Below are 22,217 nucleotides of genomic sequence, written 5' to 3'. Positions count from 1 at the left end.
CCGGGGCCGCCCTTGCCAACCAGTCCACAACAGACCTGTTGGAGGTCTCCCAGCATGACGCAACCCACCGACATCCGGCGAGCCCTCGCCTTACTCGCTACCCTCGCTCCGGCCGTGGGGGTGACGGTATGAGCGCGCTTCCCGAGATCGTGCACATCGTCCTGGACCTCGCGGAAGCAGGCATCCCAACGCTGCCTCTGCGCCAGGGCAAGGTCCCGTTCGGCAACTGCCGCACCTGTGTGCAGAACGCGTGCGGCGGCCGGCCGAACATGAAGCAGGCTGGACCGTGCTATTGCCCTGCTCCCTGCCATGGATGGGCCGCCGCTACAACCGACCCGGACGTGCTCACCTCGCGCCCGTGGCTGCGCGCCTGGCGTCATGCCGTGGCCGTGGCCTACCACCCCGGAGGCGCCGGCCTGACCGTGGTCGACCTCGACGACGAGGCGGCCATGGAGTGGGCCCACCACGCGCTGCCCGGCACCCGCACCGTGACGACCACGCGAGGTCAGCACTGGATCTACCAGGGCACCATGCGGTCCGTGAACGCGGTCCGCCCTGGTGTGGACATCAAATCCACCATGGCCTACGTCCGCTGGCTCGGCACCGGAACCGGTGCCATCACGGCGCTCCCGGACATCGTGCGCGAGCTAGCCGCGGAGAAACCCTCGGTCGTCCGGCCGGTGGTGCAGGTACTCACCGCGTCCGCGCCAGCTGGCGGCGGGCAGTGCCCGCACCGCACGCCGACGTATCTGGACCGTGGCATTGCCATGGCCGAGCAGGCCATCACTGAGGCCCGCAGCGCGGTGCACGCCACCGTCTACCGCACCTTTCTCGCGGTGCTGTCGAAGCACGGCCGATGCGGCTGCCTCACCGATGCCCACATCGCGCGGCTGTTCAGCGCTGCGCAGGCCAAGGGCGAGTCCCCTCGACACTGCGCGGACGCGTGGACCAACGCCCTGACCACGTTGGGGCTGTGACCGTGTCCGACGACGAGAAGGACCCCGCACGCAAGGTCATCACTGACTACGCCCAGTCCCACTTCCGGTACTTCCGGACCGTGGACGGGACCGTGTACGCGCAGCGCACCGGCCACCCCGTGGCCCGCCCGATCCGCTCCCAGGGCACCAGCGGGAGCCACCGCCAGGAACTCATGGTCGGCCTCTTCCGCGACGGGGTCGGCATCTTCAACGGAACCGCCCTCAAGGAGGCGTTGGATTTGATCGAGGCACTCGCCCTGACCGAGCAGGTACAGCCCACCCATATCCGCGTCGCTCCCGGATTCGACGGCGCGACCTGGCTCGACCTCGGCCGCGATGACGGCCAGTCCGTCCGCATCCACCCCACCGGCTGGGACATCCGCGTCCCCGACCCCGAGGAGGTGTGCTGGCGGCGCACCCAGCTCACCGGGGAACTCCCCCTGCCCGCCAAGGACACCGACGGCAAGGGCATCGATCTGCTGATGCGGCTGTGCAACTTCGCCGACGCCAAAACCGAAGCCCTGGCCATCGCCTGGCTCATCGGCTGCCTGGAGCCGTCCGTACCCGTCCCCGCACCGTTCCTGACCGGCCCCCAAGGGGCGGGCAAGTCGACCGGCGGACGGATGCTGATCCGGATCATCGAGGGCATGACCGGGGACCTGCGGCGGGCGCCCAAGGATGAAGAGAACATGATCACGGCGGTGGCGGCCGGATGGGTCACCGCCCTGGACAACCTCTCCCACCTGCCCCCGGACCTGTCCGACCTGATGTGCTGCATCATCACCGGGGCCGAGAGCATCAAGCGCGCGCTGTTCACCGACGGCGACGTCGTCCGCTCCCGCTACCGCCGCCCGATGCTGCTGACCGGCATCGACGTCGGCGTCATCCGCCCCGACCTCGCCGAACGCCTCCTCACCCTGCGCCTGGAACGCCCCCGCGTCCGGCGCACCGAGGCCGAGCTGTGGGCGGAGTACGCCGAGATCCTGCCCCTCGTCCTCGGCTCCCTGCTCGACCTGACCGTCAAGGTGCGCGCGGTGCAGGCCGAGACCCCGACCGACCTGCGGATGGCCGACTTCGCCCACCTGTGCGCCCAACTCGACGCCGCCACCGGCTTCGGGACACTGGAGGCGTACCGGGCCAGCCTGGACGACCTCAACGACGACGTCATCGAAGGTGACCTGCTGGCCCAGACGGTCCTCAAGCACGCCGCCGGCCTCGCCCCGGGCGAGGAAGAACGGATGACGTCAGCGGAGTGGCTGCACGCCCTCACAGCCCTCTACAGCGGCGAGGAATGCCGCCCCCTGCCCAAAGGCTGGCCCACCACGGGCAAGGTGCTGTCCGACCGGCTGCGACGCATCCAGCCCACCCTCGCCGCGCGGGGCGTCCTGGTCGACTGGGGACGCACCAGCGCCGCCCGCTACATCGAACTCAGCAGGCAAGCCCCGCCCCCGCCGCCCGAGCAGCAGGCCGCGTTCTAGCCGCCCCCGGGACCAGGCGGACAAGCAAGAGGAGCACGCATCGCCCCGGACGGGTGCTCCTCTTGCTGGTCCGGCGGCGCAGCCGCCCTGCAAGGGTCGCGCCGCGCAGCGGCCCGTTCTTCAAGCCCTGAGTGGCACCAAAGAACACAGACCACCCCCCTTCTTTGTCCTAAGGAGGGAAGGTCTGCGTCACTGCGTCACCACAGCCCCGACAGACGGCCACTGACCTGCGGCTACAGGCGGTGACGCAGACGGCGAATCCTGCGTCATCCCGCGTCACCTGCGTCACCCCGTGACGAGAGCCCGTGTCATCGGTGACGCAGGGCCCATCTCGCTGCGTCACCGAAACCCGCAGGTCAGACGCCTGATTGACGCAGGTGACGCAATGACGCAGAAATCCCAGCTTCGGACAGCACACACCCCAAGCCAGCCCAAGCGAGGAGTAGCAACGATGGCCCGCCCCAAGATGCTTAAGCTCTCCGAAGTCCTCGAAGAGATCGAGATGAGCCGCGCCGCCTTCTACCGCATGCGCGCCCGGGGGCAGGCGCCGCGCCTACAGAAGCTCCCCAACGGCCATCTCCGCGTCAGCCGCGCCGACCTCGACGCCTGGTGGGCGTCGTGCGAGGAACGCGCCGCCTGACCACACCACTTCCCCCTCACGCCCGCCCCATCTGGGGCGGGCGTCTTACTGCTCGGAGAGCCATGCCCCTCACCTATGACGTCCGGATCTACAGCATCGAGACCCGCCGGGACCGCCCGAAGCCCTACCGCGTCCGATGGCTTGTGGGCCCCCAGAAGCACTCCAAGAGCTACACGCTCAAGGCCCAAGCGGACGGCCGTCGTTCGGAGCTGATGACCGCACTCCGCAAGGGCGACCAGTTCGACGTGGAGACGGGCCTCCCTGCCTCCGAACTGCGTGCGCTGAACGGCTCCGTGACCTGGTACGAGCACACCCGCGCCTACATCGACCGCAGGTGGGACAGACTCCCCGCCAAGTCACGCCGCAATGACGCCGACGCCCTGGCAACCATCACCCCCGTGCTCGTGAAGACCAACGTCGGGCAGCCGGCGCCCCGCGTACTCCGCACCGCTCTGTACGGGTGGGCGTACAACAAGAGCCGTTGGCCACAGGAGCACCCCAACGACGTTACGGACGCCCTGAGTTGGCTGGAGAAGAACTCACTGCCTGTCTCCGCGCTGGAAGACCCCGCCACGCTCCGTCGGGCCCTGGACGCCCTGTCGACGCTCCTGGACGGCTCCCCCGCGGCTGGCCGCACGGCGCGACGCAAGCGCGCGTGCCTCAGTGACGTCTTGGGGGTCGCGGTCGAACAGCGCTACTTCAGCGTTCCGGTCAACCCGCTGTCCACCATGAAGTGGTCGGCACCGAAGTCCACGGAAGAGGTGGACCCAGCGAGCGTCGCCAACCCTCGCCAGGTCCGGGCTCTACTTGAGGGCGTGCGAACCCAGGGCGAGCGTGGGGCGCACCTTGAGCCCTTCTTCGGGTGCCTGTACTACGCCGCCATGCGCCCCGCGGAAGCGGTCGGGCTGACCATGTCCCAGTGCCATTTGCCGGAAAGCGGGTGGGGCAAGCTCACCCTTCGCGGGGGGATCGTCCACGCCGGGCGCAACTGGACGGACGACGGGCGGGCCCATCAGGACCGGCATCTCAAGGCGCGAGCCGAGAGAGACTCGCGCGTGGTCCCCATCCCTCCGCACTTCGTAACGATGCTCCGTGGACACGTTCAGCGTCACGGCACGGCTCCCGACGGCCGCCTGTTCCGTACAAGCCGCGGCGGTGTGATCCAGGACACGGGATACGGCGAGGTGTGGGCGTCTGCCCGAGAGATGGCGCTGACGCCGGAGGAGGAGGCGTCGCCGCTCGCCCGGCGACCGTACGACCTCCGATGCGCCGGGGTCTCGTTCTGGCTCTACAGCGGGGTCGACCCGATGGAGGTTGCGCGTCGAGCCGGGCACTCAGTAGCCGTGCTACTGCGCGTCTACGCCAAGGTTCTGGCGCAGGCGCAGGAGCGGGCGAACCGTCAGATCGAGGCTGGCCTGCGGGAATGGGACGGATCCGGCACGTCCCCCGGGGGACGCCTGGGGGACACACGCTGATCAGTCTTGGGACTCACCCGAGACACGGCGAGACAAGCAGACCGTTTCGATTCAGGTTCGATTAATCGCGTTCGAATACGAAGAAACCCCCTCCGATCCGCGTTCCCGCAGTTCGGAGGGGGTTTACCTTCATGTGGCGGCGCCAGGATTCGAACCTGGGAAGGCTGAGCCGGCAGATTTACAGTCTGCTCCCTTTGGCCGCTCGGGCACACCGCCGGGGTTGTTGTCCTTCGAACGGCCTCTCGGCTGCGTTCCCCGGCAACGACGTAAACAATACCCGATGCCAGGGGATGCTTCGCCACCCGATTGATCTCCGCTCCGGTGACCGGGGATGGCTAGGCTTATCCGGATGCGGCCCGGGATGGACACCGGGCTCGGCGGTCGCCCCCACGTACGCCGATACGCACCAGATACGGACCCCGATACAAGGAGCCACAGCACATGGCCGACTCCAGTTTCGACATCGTCTCGAAGGTCGAGCGGCAGGAGGTCGACAACGCCCTCAACCAGGCCGCCAAGGAGATCTCGCAGCGCTACGACTTCAAGGGCGTGGGCGCCTCGATCTCGTGGTCCGGTGACAAGATCCTCATGGAGGCGAACTCCGAGGACCGGGTGAACGCTGTCCTCGACGTCTTCCAGTCCAAGCTGATCAAGCGCGGCATCTCCCTGAAGGCGCTGGACGCGGGCGAGCCGCAGCTCTCCGGCAAGGAGTACAAGATCTTCGCGTCGATCCAGGAGGGCATCTCCCAGGAGAACGCGAAGAAGGTCGCGAAGATCATCCGTGACGAGGGCCCGAAGGGTGTGAAGGCCCAGGTCCAGGGCGAGGAACTGCGCGTCAGCTCCAAGAGCCGCGACGACCTGCAGACCGTCATCTCCCTGCTCAAGGGCAAGGACTTCGACTTCGCGCTCCAGTTCGTGAACTACCGGTGACCTGCCGGTCCGCAGCGCTGCGGACCGGCTGAGCGTGTGGCGGGCGGGATCGACGGCTCGGTGCGTGACGGCGGTGAGCCTCCGCGACGAAGGGCGGGCACCTGGTGGGTGTCCGCCCTTCCCGCCTGCCGGCCGCGGTTGGGGAAGGTGCCCGGTCGGGCTCCGTGGACCTGCTGTGATCCTCGTCCCGGCGGAGTGCGCTCGTCGGTCGTGCGGGTGTTCGCCGCCTGTTGGTGGCGAGGTCGTCACCGCTGCACCGGGCGGTTGCGACGATCAGTAGGGTTCGGCCCATGACTCAGTCCGCTGCCGGGCTCCGGCGCACCCTGGGTGTGGGCGACGCCGTGGTCATCGGGCTCGGCTCGATGATCGGGGCCGGGATCTTCGCCGCCCTGGCACCCGCGGCCCACGCCGCCGGCACGGGGCTGCTGCTCGGCCTTGCCGTCGCCGCCATGGTCGCCTACTGCAACGCCACCTCCTCGGCGCGGCTGGCCGCGCTGTATCCGGCCTCCGGCGGCACCTATGTGTACGGCCGCGAGCGGCTCGGGGAGTTCTGGGGCTATCTCGCGGGCTGGGCGTTCGTGGTCGGGAAGACGGCCTCCTGTGCGGCGATGGCGCTCACGGTGGGCGCGTACGTCTGGCCGGACCAGGCGCACGCGGTGGCGGTCGCGGCCGTGGTGGCGCTGACCGCGGTGAACTACGGCGGACTGCAGAAGTCCGCCTGGCTGACGCGGGCGATCGTGGCGGTGGTGCTGGCGGTCCTCGCTTCCGTGGTGGTGGTGTGCCTGTCGTCCGGGGAGGCCGATGCCGGGCGGCTGGACGTCGGGACCTCCGGTGGCGTGGGCGGTGTGCTTCAGGCGGCCGGTCTGCTGTTCTTCGCGTTCGCCGGGTACGCGCGCATCGCGACGCTCGGCGAGGAGGTGCGGGATCCGGCGCGCACCATCCCCCGCGCGATCCCGATCGCCCTCGGGATCGCGCTCGCGGTGTACGCGTGCGTGGCGGTGGCCGTCCTGTCCGTGCTGGGCGCCGACGGTCTCGGCGCCGCGGAGGCGCCGCTGGCCGACGCGGTGCGGGCCGCCGGCGTGCCGGGTCTGGTGCCGGTCGTCCGGGTCGGCGCCGCCGTGGCCGCGCTGGGGTCGCTGCTCGCCCTGATCCTGGGGGTCTCCCGGACGACGCTGGCCATGGCGCGTGACCGGCATCTGCCCGGCGCTCTGGCGGCCGTGCATCCGCGGTTCCAGGTGCCGCACCGGGCGGAGCTCGCCGTGGGCGCGGTGGTCGCGGTGCTGGCCGCCACGGTGGATGTGCGCGGCGCCATCGGGTTCTCCTCCTTCGGCGTGCTGGCGTATTACGCGGTGGCCAACGCCTCGGCCTGGACGCTCGGGTCGGGTCCGTCGGCGCGGGTGGTACCGGCGGTGGGTCTGGTCGGCTGCGCGGTTCTGGCGTTCGCGCTGCCCTGGGTGTCGGTGGTCGTCGGTGCCGGGGTGCTGGCGGTGGGGGTCCTCGCGTACGGCGTACGGCGGTGGCGGGCGGCTCGGTAGGCCTGCGGGGCGCTGCTCTCCCCGGGGTCTACGAGGCTCGCGTCGTCCGTATGCGGAAGTCGGTCCACGGGGCCATGTCCATGTCGTCGTTCGTCTCCTCGTACCAGCCGGTGCCCTCGACCCAGCTGTGGAGCCACAGTTCGAGGCTGGGCGCGTCCACGTACCAGGCCTGGTCGCTGGTGTCGGCGTTCGGTTCGAAGAGCAGGACGGGGGCCTCGGGGGCGTGGCAGTCCACGCACGCGTACATCGCGCAGCCCCAGTGGGAGATCGGCAGGACGCCCTCGGGCCAGGGCCAGTCGGGGTCCTTGCGGCCGCTCTCGCGATTGGCGAGGTACTGCACGACGGCCGCGGGTTCGCCGGACGGGGGCCTTCGAGGAGGGGCAGCAGACCGTACTCCGGGCCGAAGCCGCCGTCTCCTATGCGCAGGTAGAGCTCGGCGAGCAGCGGTGGCAGGGAGAAGCCGAGGGCCGCCTCGGCGCGGGCGAGGGCGGCCGGATCCACGGGATCGGGGAGGGAAGTCCAGCCCCAGGGGCGGGTGTCGTGGGCCTTGGCCGCCACCCGTGCCAGCAACTGCTCGATCTCGGTCATGCGTTCATGATGCAATCCGGCACTGACAATCGAGCGGGGCCTGTGGACAACCTCCGGCTTGTGGACAATCGCCGGCCTGTGCACAGCAGCTCACGGCCTGGGGTCAACGTCCGAGTTGTGCACAGCCCACGGCCTGCGGACAGCCGGCCGGCTACCAGCTCGTCGACGCGAACGCCTGGTCGGTCCGGACGATTTCGCGCCCCATCGGCAGCAGGGAGACCGGGATCAGCTTGAAGTTGGCGATGCCCAGCGGGATGCCGATGATCGTGACGCACAGGACGATGCCGGTGGCGATGTGGCCGAGCGCCAGCCACCAGCCCGCCAGGACCAGCCACAGGACGTTGCCGACGCAGGACGGCGCGCCCGCGTCCCGGCGTTCGACCGCGGTGTACCCGAAGGGCCACAGGGCGTAGATGCCGATGCGGAAGGCGGCGATGCCGAACGGGATGCCGATGATGGTGATGCAGAGCAGCACGCCCGCGACCATGTAGGCGAGGAACAGCCAGAAGCCGCTGAGGACGAGCCAGATGACGTTCAGAACTGTCTTCACTGGTGGGTACCTGCCATCTTCTCGAGCCGCGCGATCCGCTCGGCCATCGGCGGGTGCGTGGTGAACATCTTGGACAGCCCCTGCCCCGGGCGGAAGGGGTTCGCGATCATCATGTGGCTCGCCGTCTCGATCCGGGGCTCCGGTGGAAGCGGAAGCTGCTTGGTGCCCGTTTCGAGTTTGCGCAGGGCGCTGGCGAGGGCGAGCGGGTCGCCGGTGAGCTGGGCTCCGGAGGCGTCCGCCTCGTACTCCCGGGAGCGGCTGATGGCGAGCTGGATGAGGCTGGCGGCGAGCGGCCCCAGAAGCATGATCAGCAGCATGCCGAACAGGCCGGGTCCGTCGTCGTCGTCCGAGCGGCCGATCGGGATCAGCCAGGCGAAGTTGACCAGGAACATGATCACGGAGGCGAGGGCGCCGGCGACCGACGAGATCAGTATGTCCCGGTTGTAGACATGGCTGAGCTCGTGGCCGATCACGCCGCGCAGTTCGCGCTCGTCGAGGAGGCGCAGGATGCCGTCGGTGCAGCACACGGCGGCGTTGCGCGGGTTGCGGCCGGTCGCGAAGGCGTTCGGTGCCTCCGTCGGGGAGATGTACAGGCGGGGCATGGGCTGCCGGGCCTCGGTGGAGAGCTCGCGGACCATGCGGTACAGCGCCGGGGCCTCGAACTCGCTCACCGGGCGGGCGCGCATCGCGCGGAGCGCGAGCTTGTCGCTGTTCCAGTACGCGTACGCGTTCGTGCCCAGGGCGATGACGACGGCGACGACGAGCCCCATGCGGCCGAAGAAGCTGCCGATGACGATGATGAGTGCGGACAGTCCCCCGAGGAGTACTGCGGTCCTGAGCCCGTTGTGCCGGCGGTGCACGGTACGCCCTCCAAGTGGTGCGGCAGGGGAACCCTTTGCTGATCGATCTCCGATGCCACTGGTGTCGTGGTGACACGTCCAGTGGACCCTCCCGTACTGGTCAACGCCAGGCGAGGGTCAGGGGTTCCCTTGTGCGCGCGGCCCCGCCGGTGGGCCGTACGGGTGACGCCGCCGCGGCCCTAGAAGAGGCCGGTGTCCGCGAAGCGCAGGACCAGCTGGGGCGCGCCGGACAGGGCGACGGCCAGGACCGCGGTGAGGGCAAGGGCGGCCGTGAGGGGGACGGGCACGGCGTGCCGGACGGGCTCGCCCTCGGGGGCGCGGAACAGCAGCGCCGTCCACTGGAGGTAGTAGAACAGCGCGATGACGACGTTGACGGCCATGACCACGGCGAGCCAGCCCAGGCCCGCGTCGACGGCCGCCGAGAACACGGTGACCTTGGCGAAGAGGCCGATGATGCCCGGCGGCAGGCCGGCGAGGCAGAGCAGGAAGAAGGCCAGGACCAGGGCGGCGATCGGGTTCCGCGCGTACAGCCCCCGGTAGTCGGAGAGGCGGTTCAGGGAGTGGGTGCGGCCCACCAGGGCGGCCACCGCGAAGGCGCCGAGGTTCACGGCGCCGTACATGAGGGCGTAGGCCACCGTGGAGCCGATGGAGCGCTCGGCGTCGTCGGAGTACGCGGCGGCGGCGATCGGTACGAGGAGGTAGCCGGCCTGGCCGACCGACGACCAGGCGAGCAGGCGTACCGCGCTGTACGCGCGCGTGGCGTGCTGGCGCAGGGCGCCCACGTTGCCGATGGTCATGGTGAGGGCGGCCAGGACGGCGAGCGCCGGGCCCCAGACGTCGTCGTACGAGGGCAGCGCGATGACCGTGACCAGGATCAGGCCGGAGAACCCGACCGCCTTGCCGACGACGGAGAGGTAGGCGGCGACGGGCAGGGGGGCGCCCACGTAGGTGTCCGGGACCCAGAAGTGGAAGGGGACGGCTGCGGTCTTGAAGGCGAAGCCGACCAGGGTGAGGACGACGCCGGTCTGGGCGAGGATGTGGAACTGACCGTCGACGTTCTGGATCCGGTCGGCGATCTGCGTGAGGTAGAGGGTGCCGGTGGTGGCGTACACGAAGCTGATGCCCATCAGGCTGACCGCGGTCGCGGTGACCGAGGACAGGAAGAACTTCAGGGCCGCCTCGGAGGACTTGCGGTCGCCGTGGCGGAGGCCGACGAGGGCGAACGCGGGCAGGGAGGCGACTTCCAGGGCGACGACGAGGGTGGCGAGGTCACGGGAGGCGGGCAGCAGGGCGGCGCCCGCCGCGGAGGAGAGCAGCAGGAACCAGAACTCCCCTTCGGGGACGTTCTTGGCGTCGTCCTTCAGCGCGGTGACCGACAGCAGCGCGGCCAGCAGGGCGCCGCCGAGGACCAGGAGTTGCAGGACGAGCGTGAAGCGGTCGGCGGTGTAGCTGCAGGTGTCCGGGGCGCCGGTCAGGCAGAAGGTGGAGCGGTCGCCGTCCACCAGGGGCAGCAGCATCAGCGTCGAGGCGGCGAGGCCCGCGACCGACACCCAGCCGAGCAGCGCCTTGCGGTCCTGCCCGACGAAGAGGTCGGCGACCAGGACGACGAGACCGACCACGGCCGCGAGGGTGGGCGGCGCGATGGCGAGCCAGTCGACGTCCTGGACGAGGGACGCGGCCAGCGGCTGGGCCGGGGAGCTCATCGGGTGCCTCCTGCGAGAAGCTGCTGGACGGCCGGGTCGGTCAGGCCGAGGAGCGTTTTCGGCCACAGGCCCGCGACGACGGTGAGGACGACGAGCGGGGTCCAGGCCACGAACTCGTACGCCTGTACGTCGGCAAGCTTCGGGGCCTGCTGCGGTACGGCGCCCATGCAGACCCGGCGGACCACGATCAGCAGGTAGGCGGCGGTGAGCAGGGTGCCGAACGCGCCGATGGTCATGAAGGTGAGGAAGGCCGGGCGGTTGAGCTGGTCGGCGGGTTCGAAGGCGCCGAACAGGGCGAGCATCTCGCCCCAGAAACCGGCGAGGCCGGGCAGACCCAGCGAGGCGACGGCGGCGAAGGCGACCAGGCCGCCGAGGCGCGGGGCCTTGCCGTACAGCGCCGCCCCGGTCGTCTCGGCGAGGGTGTCGAGGTCGGTGGTGCCGGTGCGGTCCTTCAGCGCGCCGACCAGGAAGAAGAGCAGGCCGGTGATGAGGCCGTGGGCGATGTTGGCGAACAGGGCGCCGTTCACGCCGGTCGGGGTCATCGTGGCGATGCCGAGCAGCACGAAGCCCATGTGGCCGACGGAGGAGTAGGCGATGAGGCGCTTGAGGTCGCCCTTCGCGCCCTGCTTGGCCAGGGCCAGGCAGGCGAGGGATCCGTAGATGATGCCGACGACGGCGAAGGCGGCGAGGTAGGGCGCGAAGTCGGCGAAGCCGTCGGGGGTGATCGGCAGCAGAATCCGGACGAACCCGTACGTACCCATCTTCAGCAGCACCCCGGCCAGCAGGACCGAGCCGACGGTCGGGGCGGCGGTGTGGGCGTCGGGCAACCAGCTGTGCAGCGGCCACATCGGCGTCTTGACCGCGAGCCCGACACCGATCGCCAAAACGGCGATGACCTGCACGGATGCGGTCAGTGACCGGCCGTTGTCAGTGGCGAGTGCCACCATGTCGAATGTGCCCGCCTCGAGCCCGACCAGGAGCAGGCCGAGCAGCATGACGACCGAACCGAGCAGTGTGTAGAGGATGAACTTCCAGGCGGCCTGGGTCCGCCCCGCACCGCCCCAGCGGGCGATGAGGAAGTACATCGGGATCAGGACCATCTCGAAGGCGAGGAAGAACAGCAGCAGGTCGAGGACGGCGAAGGTGGCGAGGGTGCCGCCCTCCAGGACGAGCAGCAGTGCGACGAACGCCTTCGGGGTCGGGCCCGCGGGCATCTTGAAGTACGAGTAGAGCGCGCACAGGAAGGTCAGCAGCGCGGTCAGGACCAGAAGGGGGAGGGAGATGCCGTCGATGCCGAGGTGGATGCGCACGTCGAGTGCGGGGATCCAGCTGATGTCGGTCGTGGCCTGCATCTTCGACGGCTGGTCGTGGTCGAAGCCGAGCGCGAGGACGATCGCGGCGATGAGGACCGTGCCGGTGACGGTCACTCCGTGCCGCAGCACGGCCTGCTCGGGCGACTTCCCCTTCAGCCCGGGCGGGGCCGGCAGCAGAGCGGCGGCGGCACCGAGGAGCGGGCCGACGACGATCAACGCCAGAAGAAACTGCATCACGGACTCGTTGATATCGATCACGCCTGCTCACGCTCCCGTGGCGACGAGGACGGCGGCGACCGCCAGGACGACGGTTCCGGCGAGCAGCGCGCTCACATAGGTCTGCACATTGCCGGTCTGGGCTCGCCGTACGGCGATGCCGAGCCAGCGGGGCAGAGCGCCCGCCCCGCGGACGTAGGTGTCGACGACCTCGCGGTCGAGGAAGCGGACGAGACTCGCGCCGGCCTGGACCGGGCGGACGAAGAGGGTCGTATACACGGCGTCCAGGTGGAAGCCGGTGGCCGCGTGGCGGTGCAGCGGGCCGAGCAGCAGGCGGCCCGGGTCCGCCGGGTCGGGCGCCGAGGCCACGTCTCCGTAGGCGGGCGCGTGGCTGGCGATGGCCTCGGCCTCGACCTGGGCGGCGTCGCCCTCGGGGTGGGCCGCGACCGCACCCAGCGGGACGCGGCCGGCGAAGGCGGTGGTGTGCCGCCAGGCCGCGTAGGTGACGATGCCGCCGACCAGGGCCACGCCGGTGCCGAGGACCGAGGTGGTCAGGGTGGGGGCGAGGTCGCGGCCGTCGAACCAGTCGGGGAGCGTTCCGTAGGCGAACGCGCCGAAGGCCAGCGACGGCACGGCCAGCACCCACAGCACCGAGGTCATGGTGAGCGGCTGCCGTCCGTGGTCCGGGGCCTCTGCTCCGTGGCCGCGGAAGGCCAGCAGCCACAGGCGCGTCGCGTACGCGGCGGTGAGCAGGGCCGTGAGCAGGGCGGCGATCAGGACGATCCAGCCCGCGGCGCCGGGGGCGTGCCCGGTGTGGCCGGTGGAGACGTGCTCGGCGGCGCCGAGGACGGACTCCTTGGAGAAGAAGCCGCTGAACGGCGGGATCGCGGCGAGCGCGAGGAGCGCCACGGTCATCGTCCAGTAGGCGTCCGGGACGCGGGCGCGCAGGTTCCGCATGCGGGACATGGCGGCCAGCGAGTTGGTGCCGGCGGCGTGGATGATCACGCCGGCCGCGAGGAACAGCAGCGCCTTGAAGGCGCCGTGCGACATGAGGTGGAAGACCGCGGCACCGCGGTCGGCGACGGCGAGGGCGCCGGTCATGTAGCCGAGCTGGCCGATCGTCGAGTAGGCGAGGACGCGCTTGATGTCGTCCTGGGCGAGCGCGCACAGCGCCGAGCCGGCCATCGTGACGGCGGCCATGACGGCCAGGAGGACCATCGCGGCCTGGGAGGCCTCGAAGACCGGGAGGAGACGGGCGACGAAGTAGACACCGGCGGCGACCATCGTCGCGGCGTGGATCAGCGCGGAGACGGGGGTCGGGCCCGCCATCGCGTCGGGGAGCCAGGTGTGCAGCGGGAACTGCGCCGACTTGCCGGCCACGCCCGCGAGGAGCAGTACGGCGATCAGCGTGGGGTGGTCGAGGCCGCCGCTCGCGACGGTGCCGAGGATCTCCGTGATGCGGAAGGACCCGGCGTCGGTGGCCAGGGCGAACAGCCCGATGAGGAAGGGGACGTCACCGAGCTTGGTCACCAGGAAGGCCTTGAGGGAGGCGGCGCGGGCCTCCGGGGTCTCCCAGTAGTGGCCGACCAGGAAGTACGAGCAGATGCCCATGACCTCCCAGCCGACCAGCAGCACCATCAGGTCGCCGGAGTAGACGACGAGCAGCATCGCGGAGGTGAACAGGGAGACGAGCGCGGCGTACGACGGATAGCGCGGGTCGTCGCGCAGGTAGCCGGTCGAGTAGATCTGCACGCAGGAGGCGACGAGCGCGACCAGGACGGCGACGAGGGCGGCGAAGCCGTCGATGTGCAGGGCCAGGTCGATCGGGACCGAGCCGGTGGGCGTGAGCTCGGTGGCGGCGTTCAGTGCCCGGCCGCCGCCCTGGTCGACGGCGACCCATACGGCGAGGACGAGGGAGGTGAGCGCCGGCAGGACCGCGAGCGGGCGGACGTAGCCGGGGGCCGTGCGGCCGAGGAGCAGGCCGGCGGCCGCGCCGAGGAACGGAAGGAGGGGGACGAGGACGGCGAGGGTGGTCGTGGTCACGCGGTGGCCTCAGCCTTCTCCTCGACGGGGGCCTTGACGTCCGGGGCTTCGCTCTCGTGGCCCTCGGCGGTGTCGCGGAGCTTGTCGATGTCCGCGGTGCCGCGGTTGCGGTGCACGGCGAGGACGATCGCCAGCCCGATGCCGATCTCGGCGGCGGCGATGGCGATGGTGAACAGGGTCAGCGCCTGGCCGGAGTGCAGGGTCTCCTCGGCGGCCCGGCTGAGCCAGACGTCGAAGGCGACCAGGTTGAGGTTGACGGCGTTGAGCATCAGCTCGACGGACATCAGGACCAGGATCGCGTTGCGGCGGGCCAGCACGCCGTACAAGCCGGTGCAGAACAGGAGGGCGGAGAGCACGGCGGGATAGGCGAGGTGCATCAGCGGGCGCCTTCCTGGTCGGCCTGGGCGGCTCCCCCACCGTCCGGTCCGGCGGCGCCGCCGTCGGCCGCGGGCGTGGCGTCGACCTTCGCCTTGCGGGACAGGACGATCGCGCCGACCAGGGCGGCGAGGAGGAGGACGGAGAGGGCCTCGAAGGGGAGGACCCAGTTCTGGAAGAGGGCCTTGCCGGTGACCTCGGTGGAGCCGGCGGGGGCGCCGTCGAGATCGATCCAGGTGGTGCGGAAGGCGTCGACGACCACCCAGATCAGGGCGACCGCGGCGGTGAGCGCCACGCCCAGGGCCACCCAGCGGTTGCCGGAGTCGGCGTCCGGGGAACGGCCGATGGGGGCGCGGGTGAGCATCAGACCGAACAGCAGGAGGACGACCACGGAACCGACGTAGATGAGGACCTGCACCCAGGCGATGAACTCGGCGGTGAGCAGGAGGTACTCGACGGCGAGGCCGCCGAGGGCGACCACGAGCCAGAGGGCGGCGTGCACCAGTTGCCGGGTGGTGACGGTGACCAGGGCCGCGCCGAAGGTGACCAGGCCGACGAGGAGGAAGGCGATCTCCACGCCGGTCGGGGAGAGGAAGCCGTGCGTGTCGGCGGCGAGCATCACGGCTGTCCCTCCTCGGGCTGGGTTTGGGCGGCGGCGAGCTTCTCCGCGGTCTTGCGGGCCGCGGCGATCTCCTTGGGCTCCTCCGCGCCGGGGTCGAGGGCGGGCGGGGCCGGCACGGTCCACATCCACTCGCGGAGCTTGTCGCGCTCGTGGGTGAGGTCGCGGATGTCGGTCTCGGCGTACTCGAACTCCGGGGACCAGAACAGGGCGTCGAAAGGACAGACCTCGATGCAGATACCGCAGTACATGCACAGGGAGAAGTCGATGGCGAAGCGGTCGAGGACGTTGCGGCTGCGTTCACGGCCGCCCGGGGCCGCCGCCGGGACCGTCTCCTTGTGGGAGTCGATGTAGATGCACCAGTCGGGGCACTCACGGGCGCAGAGCATGCAGACCGTGCAGTTCTCCTCGAACAGGCCGATCACGCCACGGGTGCGGGGCGGGAGGTGGGGCTGGTGGTCCGGGTACTGCGCGGTGACGGACTTCTTCGTCATCGTGCGGAGGGTGACGGCCAGGCCCTTGGCGAGGCCGGAGCCGGGGATGGGGGCCATTACTCGATCACCACCTTGACGACGCCGGTGAGGGCGATCTGGGCGAGGGCGAGGGGGACGAGGAGGGTCCAGGAGAGCTTCTGGAGCTGGTCCTCGCGCAGCCGCGGATAGGTGACGCGCAGCCAGATCACGACGAAGGCGAGGAGGGCGGTCTTCAGCAGGGTCCAGACCCAGCCGAGCCCGTCCGCGCCCCAGGGGCCGTGCCAGCCGCCCAGGAAGAGCACGGTGGTCAGGCCGCACAGGACGACGATTCCGGCGTACTCGGCGAGCAGGAACAGGGCGAAGCGCAGGCCCGTGTACTCGGTGTACGCGCCGAAGATGATCTCGGAGTCGGCGACGGGCATGTCGAAGGGCGGGCGCTGGAGTTCGGCGAGGCCCGCGACGAAGAAGACGATCGCGCCGACGATCTGCCAGGGCAGCCACCACCACTCGAAGGCGTCGAGGATGCCGGGCAGGGAGACCGTGCCGGCCGCCATCGCGACGGAGGCGGCGGCGAGGAGCATCGGCAGTTCGTAGGCGAGGAGCTGGGCGGCGGTGCGCAGGCCGCCTAGCAGGGAGAACTTGTTGGCGGAGGCCCAGCCGGCCATCAGCGCGCCGAGGACACCGACGCCCATCACGGCCAGGACGAAGAAGACGCCCGCGTCGATGACCTCACCGACGGCGCCTTCCCCGGGGCCGATCGGGATGGCGAGCAGGACGAGGAGGTACGGCAGAAGGGCTACGGCGGGGGCGAGCTGGAAGATGCGGCGGTCCGCGCCGGCCGGGACCACGTCCTCCTTCTGCGCGAACTTCACTCCGTCGGCGACGAGCTGGGCCCAGCCGTGGAAGCCGCCGGCGTACATGGGGCCGAGGCGGCCCTGCATGTGGGCCATCACCTTGTGCTCGGTCTGGCCGACGAGCAGGGGGAAGGTGAGGAAGACGACGAAGACGACGAGGAGTCGCAGGGTGACGTCGAGCGCGTCGTTCACTGCGGGCCTCCTGAGGGGTTCTTGGGGTCTTCGGCGGGGGCGGGAGCGGTGGCAGGGGTGTCGGGGTGATCGTCGGTGGGGTCAGGTGTGGAGTCGCCGGTGGGGGCGCCGGTGCCTTCCTCGGCCGTGTCCTTGGGTGCGGCTTCCGGGGCGGGTTCTCGGGGTGCGGGGGTGTCCTCGCGGGCGTCCTCGGGTGCCGCCGGGGTCGCCTCAGGGGCGGGGGCCGCCGGGGTCGCCTCGGGAGCGGGCGTCGGCTCGCTCTTCGGGGCTGAGGGCTCCTGGGGCGGTTCCTCGAAGGCCGGGCGGGCGTGGTGCCAGGGGGCGTCCGCGCTGCGGGGGGTCGTGGGCGGTGCGGTCGGCGTGCCCTCGGTCGCCGGGGGCTGGGGGCGCTGGGAGGCGGAGCCCTCGTTCACGCTGCGGGAGCGGCGGGGGGTGGGGGTCCCGGCGGCCGGGGTTGCCGCCTCCGTACCCGCCTGCTGGCTCGCGGAGCCCTCGCTCGCGCTGCGCGCCCGGCGCGGTGGGGTCGCCGCGGGGGCGTCCTCCGCCGGAGGCGCCGCCGCACCGGCCGCCGCGGCCTGGCTCGCCGAGCCTTCCGAGGCCGACCGGGCACGGCGTACGGGACGGTCTCCCGCGGCTGCAGCCGCACCCGCACCCGCCGCACCCGCACCCGCCGCTCGGGCCGGACGTTCGCCCGCCGCGCGGCCCGCACCCCGCGCGGGGCGGGCCGGGGCAGGCGGGAGCTGGCCCTTGAGCGGGCCCCACTCGTTCGGGTCGGGGACGCCGGGCGGAAGCATCTGGCGGCGCTTGGGGCCGCCGTGTTCGGACTCGCCGGGTTCCTTCGCCCCGGGCCAGGCCTTGGCGACGCGGGCGGCCAGGACGAAGTCCTTGCGCAGGGGGTGGCCCTCGAAGGTCTCCGGCAGGAGGAGGTGGTCCAGCGCGGGGTGGCCTTCGAAGGTGACGCCGAACATCTCGTGCGTCTCGCGTTCGTGCCAGGCCGCGCCCGCGTAGACCGTGATCGCGGACTCCAGTGCCGGAGCCTCGTGCGGCACCGTCGTGCGCACGAGCAACCGGCGTACCGGGGCCAGGGCGGCCACATGGGCGGCGACCCGGAATCCCGTGCCGGGTTCGTCGACCGCGCTCAGCCAGTCGAAGAAGGTGCAGCCCAACTCGTCACGTGCCGTACGAAGCGCGGAGGTCCAGGACGCCGACGGGACGTCGACGGTCAGGACCTCGTAGGACTCCTCGGCGGTGGCCTCCACGCCGAAGAGTTCCTCGACGGGGGCTGGCAGCCAGCCGACCGTGCTCATCTCTCCTCCCCCGCGTCCGAAGCCGAACCGGGCCCCGACCCCGGACCAGACCCCGGCGCCGGACGAGATTCAGACGCCGACCCCGACCCGGCGCCCCCCGACTCCGGCCCCTTCACCAGCCCGCTCTGCAAAGCCGCCGCCGAAGGACGTGCCACCCCGTACCGCTCCCCCAGCGACTCCCGGGCGATCTTCTCCTGGAGTTTCAGGATGCCCTGGAGCAGTGCCTCGGGGCGGGGCGGGCAGCCGGGTACGTAGACGTCCACCGGGATGATCTGGTCGACGCCCTTGGTCACCGCGTACGAGTCCCAGTACGGGCCGCCGCAGTTGCTGCACGCGCCGAAGGAGATGACGTACTTCGGCTCGGGCATCTGCTCGTACAGGCGCTTCACCGCGGGAGCCATCTTGTCGGTGACCGTGCCGGAGACGACCATCAGGTCGGCCTGGCGCGGGCCCGGGGCAAAGGGGATCACGCCGAGGCGGATGAAGTCGTGGCGGGCCATCGACGCCGCGATGAACTCGATCGCGCAGCAGGCGAGACCGAAGTTGAAGACCCAGAGCGAGTAGCGGCGGCCCCAGTTCAGGACCACCTTCATCGGCTCGGGCGCGAGCCGGGCGAGCGCGCCGAGCCGCTTGGGCTCCGGCAGCAGCACGGGCTCGGAAGAAGAAGAGGGAGTCACGTCCATGTCAGGACGCCCTTCTTGTATGCGTACAGCAGACCCACGGTCAGGAAGCCGAGGAAGATGAACATCTCGACCAAAGTGGTGGCGCCGTAGCCGGGGGCGGCGAAGACCGTCGCCCAGGGGAACAGGAAGATCGAGTCGACAGCGAAGATCACGTACAGGAAGGCATAGACGTAATAGCGGACCTGGGTGTGGGCCCAGCCCTCGCCGACGGGGTCGACGCCGCATTCGTACGTCAGCAGTTTCTCGGGCGTCGGCACCACGGGCCGCAGCAGGCGCCCGGCGCCGAAGGCGACCGCGACGAACAGCACGCCGACCAGGGCGAGCAGTCCGACGACCGAGTAGGACTGGAAGTACTCCGCCGAGACGACGACACCCTTGTCCGCCGCGACGACGACGGTCGATTCCGGCACGTCCGTCCCTCGCTCCCTGGCCTCAGTGAACACAGCCGTTCGACGATCTAGTTCGACGATCTTTACGCACGGGAGTCTAGGCCCTGCTAAAGCGAGCGTAAGCAGCCTGTCACGGCTTCGGGGGCGCAGGTGGGGTTTTCCCCCGGGGAGGGCGGCGGTCCGCCTCATGGCGCGAGTGCCGCTCGACCGGCACGCTAGCCCATATGACCGAACGCCACCCGTCCTCCGACCGCGCCCGCAGTGCCGAACCCGGCGACGGCGACCGGCTGCCGCCGGCCCGTTTCGCCTACGACCGGCACACCTGGAAAGAGATCGCGCATCTGCTGGCGAATCTCCCGATGTCGTTGTTCGGCTTCGTCTATGTCGTGACGATGCTGTTCACCGGGGCCGGGCTGACGGTCACCGTGGTGGGCTTCCCGCTGCTGGCGGCGGGGCTGATGGGTGCGCGGCAGCTGGGCAAGCTGGAGCGGGCGCGGGCCCGTGCGCTGCTCGGGGTGCGGGTGGACGAGCCGAGCCCGCTCAGGCTGCGCGGCAGCCGGAACGGCTTCTTCGCGCAGCTGTGGCTGATGCTGAAGGACCCGGTGGGCTGGCGGACGGTGCTGTACGACTTCATCCGGCTGCCCTGGGGTGTGCTCACCTTCACCATCACGCTGGCCTCGCTGTTCGTGCTGTGGCCTGTGCTGCCGTTCATCGCGCGGGGTCTGGCGAACGCGGACCGGGCGATGGTGCGGGGGCTGTTGTCGCCCTCGGACGAGCTGGAGCGCCGGATCGCCGAGCTGGAGTCCGACCGGGGGGTGGTGGTCGACACGGCCGCCGCCGATCTGCGGCGCATCGAGCGGGATCTGCACGACGGCGCGCAGGCCCGGCTGGTCAATCTGGCGATGGGGCTGGGTCTGGCCAAGGAGAAGCTGATGGAGGACCCGGACTACGCCGCCTCGATGATCACGGAGGCGCACGGCGAGGTGAAGCTGGCCCTTCAGGAGCTGCGGGACCTCGCGCGCGGGATCCATCCGGCGGTGCTGACCGACCGGGGCCTGGACGCGGCGCTGTCGTCGGTGGCCTCGCGGTGCACGGTGCCGGTGAAGGTGACGGTCGATCTGGACGGGCGTCCGGCCGCGGCCATCGAGGGCATCGCCTACTTCACCGTCTCGGAGCTGCTGCAGAACATCAGCAAGCACAGCGCGGCCCGGAGCGCCTCGGTGGAGGTGTGGCGGGCCAACGACCGGCTGCTGCTCCAGGTGTGGGACGACGGGCGCGGGGGTGCGCGGCTGGACGGCGGTACGGGGATGCGCGGGCTCGCCGACCGGCTGGGCGCCGTGGACGGGCTGTTCGTCATCGACTCCCCGCAGGGCGGGCCCACCACGGTTACCGCCGAGCTGCCGTGGCGCGACCGGGTGCCGGAGCAGGGGTAGGGAAAACCCCCCGCCCAAGACGCCGACGGACTCCATGGCCCGCCGACCTGCGCCCCAGGAGGGTGGAGGTATCGCGAAGACACAGCCGCACGAGCAGAAACGGACGACGCCGATGGCCACGGAGTACGGACAGGGTTACGGGCTCGGTTTCCCCGAGAGCGAGCGCGCGCACCGGCTGCCCGCCGGCCTGCGGGCACCGTTCGAGGCGCGGCACTGGCGCGAGCTCGGTTATGTCCTGCTGAGCCTGCCGATCAGCATCCTGCTCTTCACCTACGCGGTCACCATGGTGTCGCTCGGGGCGGGCCTGCTGGTGACGTTCCTGGGGATCCCGGTGCTGGCGGCGGGCCTGGCGGGCTGCCGGGGGTTCGGGGCGATGGAGCGAGCCCGCGCGCGTGGGCTGCTCGACCTGGAGGTCGCGGACCCGGAGCCGCTGCGGATGCGCAAGCAGGGCTTCCTGGCGTGGATGGGCGCCGTCCTGAAGAGCGGCGCCTCCTGGCGCTCGCTGCTGTACGCGGTGCTGCATCTGCCGTGGGCGGTCTTCTCCTTCGTCGTCGCGGTGAACTTCTGGGTCATCGGCTGGAGCCTGCTGACGTACCCCCTGTGGTTCTGGCTCTTCCCGCTGTACGGCGGCCAGGACGGCCTCCAGCTCTACGGCGACGAGACGCACCGCATCTACATCGACAACGCGTTCGAGATCACCGTCACGGCGCTGGTGGGGCTCCTCTTCACGCTGGCCACGCCCTGGATCGTGCGGGCGCTGACGATGGTGGACCGGCTGATGGTGCACGGGCTGCTCGGGCCGACGCGGCTGGCCACGCGCGTGGTGGAGCTGGAGTCGGACCGCGGGGTGGTGGTCGACACGGCCGCCGCGGACCTGCGGCGCATCGAGCGCGATCTGCACGACGGCGCGCAGGCCCGGCTGGTGGCGCTGGCCATGGACCTGGGCCTGGCGAAGGAGAAGCTGGCGGAGGACCCGCAGGCCGCGGCCCGCATGGTGGACGAGGCCCACGGCGAGGTGAAGACGGCGCTCCAGGAACTGCGCGACCTGGCCCGCGGCATCCATCCGGCCGTCCTGACCGACCGGGGTCTGGACGCCGCGCTCTCCTCGGTCGCCTCCCGCTGCACCGTCCCGGTCGAGGTCCAGGTCGATCTGCCCGCGCGGCCGGTGCCGGCGATCGAGGGCATCGCCTACTTCACCGTCTCGGAGCTGCTGCAGAACATCAGCAAGCACGCGCGGGCCACCTGGGCGGGGGTGGACGTCTGGCGGGTGGAGAACCGGCTGATGCTCCAGGTCGTCGACAACGGCGTGGGCGGCGCGGACACCTCCGCCGGGTCGGGTCTCGCCGGACTCGCGGAACGTCTGGACGCCGTGGACGGGATCCTGGTCGTGGACTCGCCGGCGGGCGGGCCCACCCGGATCACGGCGGAGCTGCCCTGGCGGGCTGTGTAGCACCGCACAGGCTCGGTACGTCCGTCTCCGGTCCCCGGGGACGGACGCCTCTGTGTGTGGCCCGCGGCCGGAACTCACCCCCACCGGCCGCCGGATCGGCCGTCGGATCGCCGCGGATCGCCGCGGATCGCCGT

The 22,217-nt window shown here is 71.0% G+C and carries 20 protein-coding genes, 1 tRNA gene and 1 pseudogene; 8 read left to right on the top strand and 14 right to left on the bottom strand.

Features of this window, described 5'->3' with window-relative positions; all coding sequences use genetic code 11:
- Positions 1 to 128 precede the first annotated feature (128 nt).
- The 4 genes from M8H82_RS03820 (at position 129) to M8H82_RS03805 (ending at position 4,570) form a co-directional block, all read left to right on the top strand.
- Entirely contained in the window at positions 129 to 977 is an 849-nt protein-coding gene (locus tag M8H82_RS03820; RefSeq protein WP_250070923.1) for a bifunctional DNA primase/polymerase, read from the top strand.
- 2 nt (positions 978 to 979) lie between these two features.
- On the top strand, positions 980 to 2,455 hold the full coding sequence (locus M8H82_RS03815) for an ATP-binding protein (RefSeq protein ID WP_250071137.1): 1,476 nt from the start codon (positions 980 to 982) through the stop codon (positions 2,453 to 2,455).
- Positions 2,456 to 2,906: 451 nt separating this feature from the next.
- The gene (locus tag M8H82_RS03810; RefSeq protein ID WP_250070922.1) at positions 2,907 to 3,095 is read left to right on the top strand and encodes an AlpA family transcriptional regulator; all 189 of its coding nucleotides are present in this window, start codon (positions 2,907 to 2,909) and stop codon (positions 3,093 to 3,095) included.
- A 62-nt stretch (positions 3,096 to 3,157) separates the two neighbouring features.
- The gene (locus tag M8H82_RS03805) at positions 3,158 to 4,570 is read left to right on the top strand and encodes a site-specific integrase (protein WP_250070921.1); all 1,413 of its coding nucleotides are present in this window, start codon (positions 3,158 to 3,160) and stop codon (positions 4,568 to 4,570) included.
- A 134-nt stretch (positions 4,571 to 4,704) separates the two neighbouring features.
- Here the strand turns inward: M8H82_RS03805 and M8H82_RS03800 are convergent.
- A tRNA-Tyr gene (locus M8H82_RS03800) sits at positions 4,705 to 4,786 on the bottom strand.
- A gap of 225 nt (positions 4,787 to 5,011) precedes the next feature.
- On the opposite strand from M8H82_RS03800, the gene M8H82_RS03795 reads away from it, so the two are divergent.
- Positions 5,012 to 5,500: a YajQ family cyclic di-GMP-binding protein gene (locus M8H82_RS03795; RefSeq protein ID WP_250070920.1), complete on the top strand. Its 489-nt coding sequence runs from the start codon at positions 5,012 to 5,014 to the stop codon at positions 5,498 to 5,500.
- A gap of 290 nt (positions 5,501 to 5,790) precedes the next feature.
- Complete coding sequence (locus M8H82_RS03790; RefSeq protein ID WP_250070919.1) at positions 5,791 to 7,035, top strand: APC family permease; 1,245 nt, start codon at positions 5,791 to 5,793, stop codon at positions 7,033 to 7,035.
- 28 nt (positions 7,036 to 7,063) lie between these two features.
- Here the strand turns inward: M8H82_RS03790 and M8H82_RS03785 are convergent.
- From M8H82_RS03785 to M8H82_RS03725, 13 genes and pseudogenes are all read right to left on the bottom strand, one after another.
- Positions 7,064 to 7,623, bottom strand: a pseudogene (locus M8H82_RS03785) (SMI1/KNR4 family protein).
- A gap of 151 nt (positions 7,624 to 7,774) precedes the next feature.
- Positions 7,775 to 8,173: a YccF domain-containing protein gene (locus M8H82_RS03780; RefSeq protein WP_250070918.1), complete on the bottom strand. Its 399-nt coding sequence runs from the start codon at positions 8,171 to 8,173 to the stop codon at positions 7,775 to 7,777.
- Positions 8,170 to 9,033 carry a zinc metalloprotease HtpX gene (htpX, locus tag M8H82_RS03775; RefSeq protein WP_250070917.1) on the bottom strand — a complete coding sequence of 288 codons (864 nt, stop codon included), beginning with the start codon at positions 9,031 to 9,033 and terminating at the stop codon, positions 8,170 to 8,172. The genes M8H82_RS03780 and htpX overlap by 4 nt, the downstream gene beginning before the upstream one ends.
- A gap of 179 nt (positions 9,034 to 9,212) precedes the next feature.
- On the bottom strand, positions 9,213 to 10,736 hold the full coding sequence (locus M8H82_RS03770; RefSeq protein WP_250070916.1) for an NADH-quinone oxidoreductase subunit N: 1,524 nt from the start codon (positions 10,734 to 10,736) through the stop codon (positions 9,213 to 9,215).
- Positions 10,733 to 12,307: an NADH-quinone oxidoreductase subunit M gene (locus M8H82_RS03765; RefSeq protein ID WP_250070915.1), complete on the bottom strand. Its 1,575-nt coding sequence runs from the start codon at positions 12,305 to 12,307 to the stop codon at positions 10,733 to 10,735. Before M8H82_RS03765 ends, M8H82_RS03770 begins: the two co-directional genes overlap by 4 nt.
- Positions 12,308 to 12,313: 6 nt before the next feature.
- On the bottom strand, positions 12,314 to 14,308 hold the full coding sequence (locus tag M8H82_RS03760) for an NADH-quinone oxidoreductase subunit L (protein WP_250070914.1): 1,995 nt from the start codon (positions 14,306 to 14,308) through the stop codon (positions 12,314 to 12,316).
- Positions 14,305 to 14,685 (bottom strand): NADH-quinone oxidoreductase subunit NuoK, encoded by a 381-nt coding sequence (nuoK, locus tag M8H82_RS03755; protein ID WP_250070913.1) that lies wholly within the window; start codon positions 14,683 to 14,685, stop codon positions 14,305 to 14,307. The genes M8H82_RS03760 and nuoK overlap by 4 nt, the downstream gene beginning before the upstream one ends.
- Positions 14,685 to 15,302, bottom strand: a complete 618-nt coding sequence (locus M8H82_RS03750) for an NADH-quinone oxidoreductase subunit J (RefSeq protein ID WP_250070912.1) — start codon at positions 15,300 to 15,302, stop codon at positions 14,685 to 14,687. The genes nuoK and M8H82_RS03750 overlap by 1 nt, the downstream gene beginning before the upstream one ends.
- On the bottom strand, positions 15,302 to 15,853 hold the full coding sequence (locus M8H82_RS03745) for an NADH-quinone oxidoreductase subunit I (protein ID WP_250070911.1): 552 nt from the start codon (positions 15,851 to 15,853) through the stop codon (positions 15,302 to 15,304). The genes M8H82_RS03750 and M8H82_RS03745 overlap by 1 nt, the downstream gene beginning before the upstream one ends.
- Entirely contained in the window at positions 15,853 to 16,821 is a 969-nt protein-coding gene (locus M8H82_RS03740) for a complex I subunit 1 family protein (RefSeq protein WP_250070910.1), read from the bottom strand. Before M8H82_RS03740 ends, M8H82_RS03745 begins: the two co-directional genes overlap by 1 nt.
- Positions 16,818 to 18,128: an NADH-quinone oxidoreductase subunit C gene (locus M8H82_RS03735; RefSeq protein WP_250070909.1), complete on the bottom strand. Its 1,311-nt coding sequence runs from the start codon at positions 18,126 to 18,128 to the stop codon at positions 16,818 to 16,820. Before M8H82_RS03735 ends, M8H82_RS03740 begins: the two co-directional genes overlap by 4 nt.
- Positions 18,125 to 18,811, bottom strand: coding sequence for an NADH-quinone oxidoreductase subunit B (locus M8H82_RS03730; RefSeq protein WP_250070908.1), 687 nt, complete (start codon positions 18,809 to 18,811; stop codon positions 18,125 to 18,127). The genes M8H82_RS03735 and M8H82_RS03730 overlap by 4 nt, the downstream gene beginning before the upstream one ends.
- Positions 18,802 to 19,221: an NADH-quinone oxidoreductase subunit A gene (locus tag M8H82_RS03725; RefSeq protein ID WP_250070907.1), complete on the bottom strand. Its 420-nt coding sequence runs from the start codon at positions 19,219 to 19,221 to the stop codon at positions 18,802 to 18,804. Before M8H82_RS03725 ends, M8H82_RS03730 begins: the two co-directional genes overlap by 10 nt.
- A 203-nt stretch (positions 19,222 to 19,424) precedes the next feature.
- Here M8H82_RS03725 and M8H82_RS03720 point away from each other — a divergent pair, with 203 nt between their 5' ends.
- Entirely contained in the window at positions 19,425 to 20,633 is a 1,209-nt protein-coding gene (locus M8H82_RS03720) for a sensor domain-containing protein (protein WP_250070906.1), read from the top strand.
- Between the two features lie 112 nt (positions 20,634 to 20,745).
- Positions 20,746 to 22,083 carry a sensor histidine kinase gene (locus M8H82_RS03715; RefSeq protein WP_250070905.1) on the top strand — a complete coding sequence of 446 codons (1,338 nt, stop codon included), beginning with the start codon at positions 20,746 to 20,748 and terminating at the stop codon, positions 22,081 to 22,083.
- Positions 22,084 to 22,217: the final 134 nt, after the last annotated feature.

The organism is Streptomyces sp. YS415 (assembly GCF_023544665.1).
Taxonomy (GTDB): Bacteria; Actinomycetota; Actinomycetes; order Streptomycetales; family Streptomycetaceae; genus Streptomyces.
The sequence above is the reverse complement of the archived record's forward strand: the minus strand, read 5'-3'. Positions and strand labels throughout refer to the sequence as shown.

Excerpts from the sequence above, each read along its gene's own strand:
- M8H82_RS03795 (WP_250070920.1), top strand. The coding sequence starts at position 5,012 with ATGGCCGACTCCAGTTTCGACATCGTCTCGAAGGTCGAGCGGCAGGAG.
- M8H82_RS03745 (WP_250070911.1), bottom strand. The coding sequence starts at position 15,853 with ATGGCCCCCATCCCCGGCTCCGGCCTCGCCAAGGGCCTGGCCGTCACC.
- M8H82_RS03720 (WP_250070906.1), top strand. The coding sequence starts at position 19,425 with ATGACCGAACGCCACCCGTCCTCCGACCGCGCCCGCAGTGCCGAACCC.
- M8H82_RS03810 (WP_250070922.1), top strand. The coding sequence starts at position 2,907 with ATGGCCCGCCCCAAGATGCTTAAGCTCTCCGAAGTCCTCGAAGAGATC.
- M8H82_RS03735 (WP_250070909.1), bottom strand. The coding sequence starts at position 18,128 with ATGAGCACGGTCGGCTGGCTGCCAGCCCCCGTCGAGGAACTCTTCGGC.
- M8H82_RS03750 (WP_250070912.1), bottom strand. The coding sequence starts at position 15,302 with ATGCTCGCCGCCGACACGCACGGCTTCCTCTCCCCGACCGGCGTGGAG.
- nuoK (WP_250070913.1), bottom strand. The coding sequence starts at position 14,685 with ATGCACCTCGCCTATCCCGCCGTGCTCTCCGCCCTCCTGTTCTGCACC.
- M8H82_RS03805 (WP_250070921.1), top strand. The coding sequence starts at position 3,158 with ATGCCCCTCACCTATGACGTCCGGATCTACAGCATCGAGACCCGCCGG.
- M8H82_RS03730 (WP_250070908.1), bottom strand. The coding sequence starts at position 18,811 with ATGGACGTGACTCCCTCTTCTTCTTCCGAGCCCGTGCTGCTGCCGGAG.
- M8H82_RS03715 (WP_250070905.1), top strand. The coding sequence starts at position 20,746 with ATGGCCACGGAGTACGGACAGGGTTACGGGCTCGGTTTCCCCGAGAGC.
- M8H82_RS03790 (WP_250070919.1), top strand. The coding sequence starts at position 5,791 with ATGACTCAGTCCGCTGCCGGGCTCCGGCGCACCCTGGGTGTGGGCGAC.
- M8H82_RS03770 (WP_250070916.1), bottom strand. The coding sequence starts at position 10,736 with ATGAGCTCCCCGGCCCAGCCGCTGGCCGCGTCCCTCGTCCAGGACGTC.
- M8H82_RS03820 (WP_250070923.1), top strand. The coding sequence starts at position 129 with ATGAGCGCGCTTCCCGAGATCGTGCACATCGTCCTGGACCTCGCGGAA.